Annotated in this window: 8 protein-coding genes; 7 read left to right on the top strand and 1 reads right to left on the bottom strand. The window is 41.7% G+C overall.

Annotation, left to right across the window (positions count from 1 at the left end; translation table 11 throughout):
- From DSOL_RS25180 to DSOL_RS25160, 5 genes are all read left to right on the top strand, one after another.
- Positions 1–2,722: RNA dependent RNA polymerase (locus DSOL_RS25180; protein WP_075367457.1), on the top strand; the 2,722-nt coding region annotated here is incomplete at its 5' end.
- Between the two features lie 217 nt (positions 2,723–2,939).
- Positions 2,940–3,161 carry a hypothetical protein gene (locus tag DSOL_RS25175; RefSeq protein ID WP_075367456.1) on the top strand — a complete coding sequence of 74 codons (222 nt, stop codon included), beginning with the start codon at positions 2,940–2,942 and terminating at the stop codon, positions 3,159–3,161.
- 160 nt (positions 3,162–3,321) lie between these two features.
- The gene (locus DSOL_RS28275; RefSeq protein WP_170871620.1) at positions 3,322–3,477 is read left to right on the top strand and encodes a hypothetical protein; all 156 of its coding nucleotides are present in this window, start codon (positions 3,322–3,324) and stop codon (positions 3,475–3,477) included.
- A gap of 256 nt (positions 3,478–3,733) precedes the next feature.
- The gene (locus DSOL_RS25165) at positions 3,734–3,931 is read left to right on the top strand and encodes a hypothetical protein (RefSeq protein ID WP_075367454.1); all 198 of its coding nucleotides are present in this window, start codon (positions 3,734–3,736) and stop codon (positions 3,929–3,931) included.
- A 149-nt stretch (positions 3,932–4,080) separates the two neighbouring features.
- Complete coding sequence (locus DSOL_RS25160; protein ID WP_075367453.1) at positions 4,081–4,596, top strand: GIY-YIG nuclease family protein; 516 nt, start codon at positions 4,081–4,083, stop codon at positions 4,594–4,596.
- A gap of 32 nt (positions 4,597–4,628) precedes the next feature.
- Here DSOL_RS25160 and DSOL_RS25155 read toward each other — a convergent pair whose 3' ends face one another.
- Positions 4,629–4,952, bottom strand: coding sequence for an AbrB/MazE/SpoVT family DNA-binding domain-containing protein (locus tag DSOL_RS25155; RefSeq protein ID WP_075367452.1), 324 nt, complete (start codon positions 4,950–4,952; stop codon positions 4,629–4,631).
- 367 nt (positions 4,953–5,319) lie between these two features.
- On the opposite strand from DSOL_RS25155, the gene DSOL_RS25150 reads away from it, so the two are divergent.
- Both DSOL_RS25150 and DSOL_RS25145 read left to right on the top strand, forming a co-directional pair.
- Positions 5,320–5,574, top strand: a complete 255-nt coding sequence (locus tag DSOL_RS25150) for a hypothetical protein (protein ID WP_075367451.1) — start codon at positions 5,320–5,322, stop codon at positions 5,572–5,574.
- Between the two features lie 15 nt (positions 5,575–5,589).
- Positions 5,590–6,183, top strand: a complete 594-nt coding sequence (locus DSOL_RS25145) for a hypothetical protein (RefSeq protein ID WP_075367450.1) — start codon at positions 5,590–5,592, stop codon at positions 6,181–6,183.
- Positions 6,184–6,873 lie beyond the last annotated feature (690 nt).

Raw genomic sequence — 6,873 nt, 5'->3', positions numbered from 1 at the left:
AATGAAAGATCAAGTAAACATCTACGCTATCCAACAAGAAGACCTCTACACAACAGAGGAACAAACTATTTGCAGAATCTTGTCTGACATCCAGTTAAACATCAACGCCATTAAGCAGTACGAGTTACTTAACCTTCTCAGTCAAACCAAGCAGTTCAAGTATACCTTTACAAGTTCAGAAGACCTCATGAATCAACAGTACGCTTCACGGTTCGTTAAACGCTTTGTAACAGAGCAGGAGACAGCCTCAGTCAAGGTAATAGCTTCACCTGAGTATACTGACCTTCTTAACAAGAACTCCGCGTACAAGGCCCTTCTCGTTGAACAGAAGATAGCCGAGAAAGCTTTAACTTATTGTTTAGACTCTGCCGATTCCAACATTCCCAGAGAACTAAAGCCAGAAGCACTGACCAAAACCTCTAAGAAACATCGGATCTTCGCCAGCTCCTTTACGAGAACTCTTGGTCTTGTGGCTAACGAAACAACGACTGACATCTTCTCATTCCAAATCACGAACTATGTAGTAGCCCAACACCTCATGAAATCAGGTTTTGACTTCAACGGTGAACATTATAGCTTCTACACCGCAACTGCTGGTGGCATGAGAGATAAGAAGTTGACGTATATCAATGATCGGATCTATAAGAAGCATTCAGCATCCCTTCTGTGTGGAATTACTCATGAAGATATTGACTTCAAGGGTGGCATCGTGTTACCAAAACTCTTAGCCTACAGTGCCTTGTTGTTCTCCGCATCAGACCCATGGCCTGAGTTCGACATTGACCGAGCCATTGTGATACCAGATTGGTCAACCACGGTTACAGGCCTTATGGATGTCATCTCAGAAGACCCTACCACCCTAGGTAACTTCATAGTGACCCCTTCAGTCATGGTTCAGAATACTATCGTACATTCGGATGGCGCAGGATGGATTAATCCTTCGCTCTCCAAAAAGAACCTCCAAGTAAGATTGCCCTTCTTCAAAGGATTGCTTGTGAGTACCCCTTACCTAGACAAGTGTGCCGAGAGTGGCAACTACATGATTCCGGATATCTACGGCGATATACATGACCTTAGAGACGTAGACGTAGTGTTCAGTGCCTCGATGTTCAAGATGTCAAAATACTATTCTTCATGGAATGATTACAAGACAAAATATAAAACCAACCACTGCACCGCAAACATCTGTAACGAAGAAGAGGAGCACATGAGAACTGGCTCAACAAACTACCAATTCCTCCAAAGTATGATCTCAATGACTGAGAAAGAACTTGAACAACTCATCACCCCTGTTAGAAATCAACTGACAGACGCATACAGCCAGCGTGACACGATGTTAGCTCTCCATGGTGCGACTCCACAGAACAAGCATAAGAGCCTTTCACAGGAAGCATTAATGCTCTATCCTGAGATGTTGCAAGATTACTCAACGAAACAGCTTTTGAAAGACCGTATCCATTCAATGCGTTATCAAGCATCAATGGGTAAAATCAGAATCAAAGGATCGGTCAACACCTACGTTATCCCTGACATGGGCGGTTGGTTGAATCATGAAATTGCTCACACAGACGAATGCTTACTCCAAGGGGATGAAGTTAGTTGCTCAGTATTCCAAGACCAAGAAAACTTACTACTCAATCGAAGCCCTGCCTTATATTTAGAGCATGTTTGTGCAAAGAACGTTGTCAATTCCGACACAAAACATTGGAATCCAACGAAAGCCATCATGACCTCAAGCTTCTCCCTTTGCTCCAAGGTGCTGATGTTTGATGTGGATGGTGATCACCTTCTGGTATCTAACCAAGAGTTTTTATACAATGCCGCGAAACGATCCATGGACGGTGTCCTGCCTCTCAGCTACTCAGCAGGAAAGAGCAAGTTAGAGCAAATCACGAATGATAATATCTGGACTAGCCTTAAACTTACCTTCAAACATGGTTCAATCGGAACATGGAGTAATAAGTTGAGCAAGTTCTACAACTCAGATGAAGCAAAACATGGCAACCTCCAAGTACCTCAACTGCTCACCTTCTTAAATAACCTCTCAATCGATGTTGCTAAGACAGGCTACTTCCCAACACTCGATAAACGAGTTAAAGACTTGCTCAAGGGAGTCAATGGAGCCGACCTCCCTTACTACTTAAAATACGATGATCCCAAAAAGAAAGTTGAACCGATTAATGACTCCCTCATGAATCGGCTATGTAAGAAGATCGAAGATATCCCTACCCCTTATCGGTACGACTTCAGCCAAGTAGGGAAGTTCGATTACAAGACACTGCTTCACGACAAGGACGCCATCGCGACACCTGAAGTCGTTGAATTGTATGACAAGCTCGACAAGGCTAAGACACAAGCCTTCATGGTATCAGATCAACCTAATTCATTGATTGCTGGTCAAATCTATTCTCAGCTCAGAAAAGATATGGTTAATGCTTTCCCTGAACTTTCATTAGAAGAGATCGTAGACCAAATAGTCGTTCACTCTTTCACCAAACATAAGACCGCCAAACGAACAGCTTTAATGACAGCCTTTGGTGATGTGATATTGGATGCGATCAAACACAACATTGAGAATCCACTAGATAAGGGCTACTTCTTATGCCAATGTGGAGCAAGGTTCAAGCAAATCAAGAACAATCAAAAATATTGTAAGCCTTGCTCTGTAGAAGCAAACAAGGCGAAGGCCAAAGCCCTCAGAGCCTCGAAGAAAGCAATATAAGTCAAAAATGTTCGATTCTAAAACACCCTCAGATGTACCGTTATGTTACATCTAGAGGGTGTTTTCTATGTTGAATCCTTTGTATGAACTGTACAACACCTAAGAGGCCTAAACACCTGACGCACTATGAAGAGAACCTGTGGTTTGTCACAGTAAGAATTCTTTAGCAAGGCTATTAAATGAATAGGGCCAATTAAATCAAAGGAGAAAGATAAACATGCTTTACGACATGAATAAAACAGTTGTATTCGATGAGCAAACCGAAGCCATAAGAATACAGCTCAAAGACTATATCATCAATAATGGGGTGCGCCAGAACTTCGTCGCAGGATACTGTGATTTGAGTGAATGCTCTATTTCGATGTTCCTTCATGGTAAGCGTATTCTGGCTGATGTGAAGCTAGACATAATCAAGGCACTCGTTTCTAAGGTTCGTTGAATTAACAATGCCAAATCGCCGATAGGCTTTTGATAATTTTGTCATCGTAAGATGGCAGGCCTCCTACTGAGCACTACCTACAGCCATGGGTGGTGCTCTCTTTTTGAAATTGAAGGGTAACAACCCTCGTTATATATCAATCAAATGGAGCTGAAAGCTAATGCTTACACTTTATTATTTGATGCTGATACTCATTAACCTGGCCTTGGTATCGTACCTTGTCCGTTGGTTGATTAATTATGCACAGTATAAGGCTATGGAACGTGAGTTTAAACGCTATCGCAACGAATGGGTGAGAACATTAAACAAGCTATGAGAAGAGGCAATTAGAAATGGAAGAAACATCAACTGAGAAAACTTACGATTTTAAATGGTTCTATATAAGGTCCCAAAGACTAGCAGGATATTTAATGATGTCAGGATTCATCCTTCGTGGCCTTGCGCCTGACGAGGACTGCACAAGTCGGAATATATTCCGATTCGCTAACAGCCTTCCACTGCGGAACAGGATCGACCAGTACAAGATTGACAGTCAAGAAACTAAGAAACTGAGAAGCTAGGAGGTCTGGACAATGCCTGATTGCTACTTTTGTTGTACGGAGCTTAGATGGAGCAGTGACTTCGCGTTCGATGACTGTGGTATCGAAGGAGATGGCATCGTAGCCACATTTAGCTGTCCAGAATGTGGCGCGACAGCAGAGTTCACTTCTAAAATCACTGACGAAGATGAAGACGTTAATAAGTATACGGATGACGAAACCGTTGACTGAGGAAGAGATTGTGAGACAGCTTCAAGTCCTATGGAGTCTATATTTCACCAAGCCTGACACCAGTAAGAAAACTAAGTAATGATTTTAAGGACAGGTGCAAACATCGCCGAGTCCCATCGTAACAAAACGAATTAAGGATGTGTATCAACATGGAAACAATCATTTCAGGCATCTACAAAATCGAAGATACTCTCACAGGCAATGTATACGTTGGAGCAAGCACTAACATTTTGAAGCGGTGGAGTAATCACTTAGCGAAGTTCCGAGGTAATCGTCATGACTATCCTGAACTCCAAATTGCATGGAACTTAGACCGAAACCGAATCCGGTTTGAGATCCTTGAAGAGAGCTATAAGGATTCGAGCTTGAACGCAAGAGAGAACTACTTTATCGGGTACTGCGAGGCCATTGACGGTTGGAAGGTCATCAATAAGGAACAGATTGCAAGGCGAACGGGCAGGGTCATAGACACCGCTAAGATGAAGGCAGCGCAATCTGGCGAAGGTAACGGACACAGCTTTCTTACCACGGATGACGTTGTCAAAATCAAGAGGTTACTTCAGATGGGCGTTAGACAATGGATAATCGCTAATACGTTTGGCGTGAAGAATACTCAGATAAGCAGAATCAATACAGGCCGCAGATGGGGCAGTGTGAGCCTATAAGACATAAGCAAGAATGAAACGTTCAAGTTAATCTAATCTTCATCATGTTCCACACTATGCAAATATTTAATAGCATCTTCCGCATTATCAAACATAGGAGATACCCGGCCAGCCTTAATATCCTCCTCGGCCTCACGCTCTCCTGCTTGCCATTCGGCACTCCAAAACCATTCTTCGTCTTTGGGTACAGTAAACTTAGGCTCAAGGATAACTCTGCCATTCTCAACGATTACCTCAAAGATCTTACCCTCGTCATCTAAGTGTAAGTCCTTATAAACCTCACTAGGTAAGATAATAGGTTTTTTATTATCAATAAAGAGCTTACCAAACGACTGTCTTGATGTAACATTAGACATTCCAAACATCCTTTCTGAGAAAGGGCATAAATTTCTTACCACTGATTTTATTTGATTGAATATGATAAAGCAAGACATACGACTACAGATGGAGCAGTATGAATATTGCCCTGAGGATACCTATCAGACATAGGAGGTGATCTGTATCTGCTATATTGGAGCCGGGCTCAACTTTGAGCCCGGCTCCAACTATGGATTGGGGTCTATCTTGAAAGGATGAATCTAATGTGTAATGCCTTTGTCGATTCTTTTGCTAATAACGATACCAAGATAAATTGTACTAACTGTATCCATTTAAAGGGTGCTGAGTGTGAAGAGGCAGATCGTATTATGGAAGATAGTCAAGAAGAGGAAAGAGGCTAAACAAGTGGCAAAACAAAGACTCACTGGCGTTACATGGCAAGATTCTATTGAAGAAGCCAGAGCCTTTTATGTTATCGCTTACCATATCGAATCAAACCATGCAATGAATACCTTAGTCGTTAATCATGAGAGCAAAAATAGGATTGTTAAACAATATGAATCAACTGGGACAATGTATATGCCTTTTCAGAGTAAAAACGTAAAGGTACGGAAACTTATTGTCTCTAGAATAGAAGAAATGCTAACCACAGCCATGTAAAAGTAGGTGAATCAAATGGGACTCTCCGTTGAACAGGAAAGGGCAATAGGTCTTCTAATCATAGGGGAGAAGAAGACGGTCATAGCAACCAAGTGTAACGTCAGTAGAGAGACGATATATTTATGGTTACGAAATAAAGAGTTCAAGAATGCCATGGCTCTGAGAAAAGAATATATGATGACCAATGCTGAGAATTACTGTCTAAACAATACTCAGACATATCTCGAAGAACTCAGCCGAATAGCCTTAGACAAGAAAGGCGATGTCAGAGCTAAGATAGGAGCATTAACCTACTTGCTAGACAGAAGCTTAGGGAAGACAACTACTAAGGTAGAAGTAACTTCGGATAGAGTAGAGGCAAACAATCCTCTTAGCGTAGAACTAGCCAATGAGTTTGCTAAGTTCCGGCAGATGAAAGACGTAGTGGATATAGAAAAGACTGAAGACCTCCCAATTATAGAAGCCATAGAACCTCAACCTAAGAAACCCTATGTAGAGGAGACTAATGAAGATGGTAGTCCGATTGAGATAGCGGAGACAGTAGACATCATTAACGGAAAGTATTATATAAATGGTTTAGATATGTATGATATGCCAGTGGATGATTGAACAAGAGAAGAGAACTAAAGGCAATCTTTGAGCTATAAGTGTGTAGTGACGGTATAGATATGTAAAGGGTGACATGGAGCCTGGAGTGTGATATAGGGTTGATGGCGGTATGGGCGGTCTTTATAGAAGGTAATCGTGGGACAAGAGCATTATCTCATGATAAATAAGGAAAAGGGAGACGGCCCAACACTCTCCGACTCAATCACTCACTACCAGACCTACATAAACACCTCTCTAAGTTGTTAGAAGTCTCTCAGTGAATAAAGGGTGCTAATTAAACTTGTACCCTTTAGAACGGCATTTAAGCGCAGACACTACATCATCGATTAACCCTTATATTAGGGCTATTCTCAATTAGATTTAAGAAGCCTTGAAATTAACAATCAAGCTATGAGCGGCTTTGATATACTTATTCCCCGAGCGAGACATCGAAATATCTCAGAGTCTAATTGAGAATGAGTACATAACACCTCGTTCCTGCTAAGAGAAAAGAGCACCAGCAACTACTTATGATTACCTATCCCAATTGACTGTTTCCTATATAGTCATCGATACATTGACAGACGCTAGGATGCCATTCTAAGCAGAGTAGTCTAATTCACAGAAGGTAGGAAGCTTTAAACAACAACATGAATCTATGCCCTAAGACGCTACAAGGCACTTTTAAGCGGAGTGAGAAAAAGAAGGGCT

Source organism: Desulfosporosinus metallidurans, assembly GCF_001936615.1.
Lineage (GTDB): Bacteria > Bacillota > Desulfitobacteriia > Desulfitobacteriales > Desulfitobacteriaceae > Desulfosporosinus > Desulfosporosinus metallidurans.
The sequence above is the reverse complement of the archived record's forward strand: the minus strand, read 5'-3'. Positions and strand labels throughout refer to the sequence as shown.

Bases quoted from the DNA above. Each gene is read 5' to 3' on its own strand.
- DSOL_RS25175 (WP_075367456.1), top strand. From the start codon at position 2,940: ATGCTTTACGACATGAATAAAACAGTTGTATTCGATGAGCAAACCGAA.
- DSOL_RS28275 (WP_170871620.1), top strand. From the start codon at position 3,322: ATGCTTACACTTTATTATTTGATGCTGATACTCATTAACCTGGCCTTG.
- DSOL_RS25165 (WP_075367454.1), top strand. From the start codon at position 3,734: ATGCCTGATTGCTACTTTTGTTGTACGGAGCTTAGATGGAGCAGTGAC.
- DSOL_RS25160 (WP_075367453.1), top strand. From the start codon at position 4,081: ATGGAAACAATCATTTCAGGCATCTACAAAATCGAAGATACTCTCACA.
- DSOL_RS25155 (WP_075367452.1), bottom strand. From the start codon at position 4,952: ATGTCTAATGTTACATCAAGACAGTCGTTTGGTAAGCTCTTTATTGAT.
- DSOL_RS25145 (WP_075367450.1), top strand. From the start codon at position 5,590: ATGGGACTCTCCGTTGAACAGGAAAGGGCAATAGGTCTTCTAATCATA.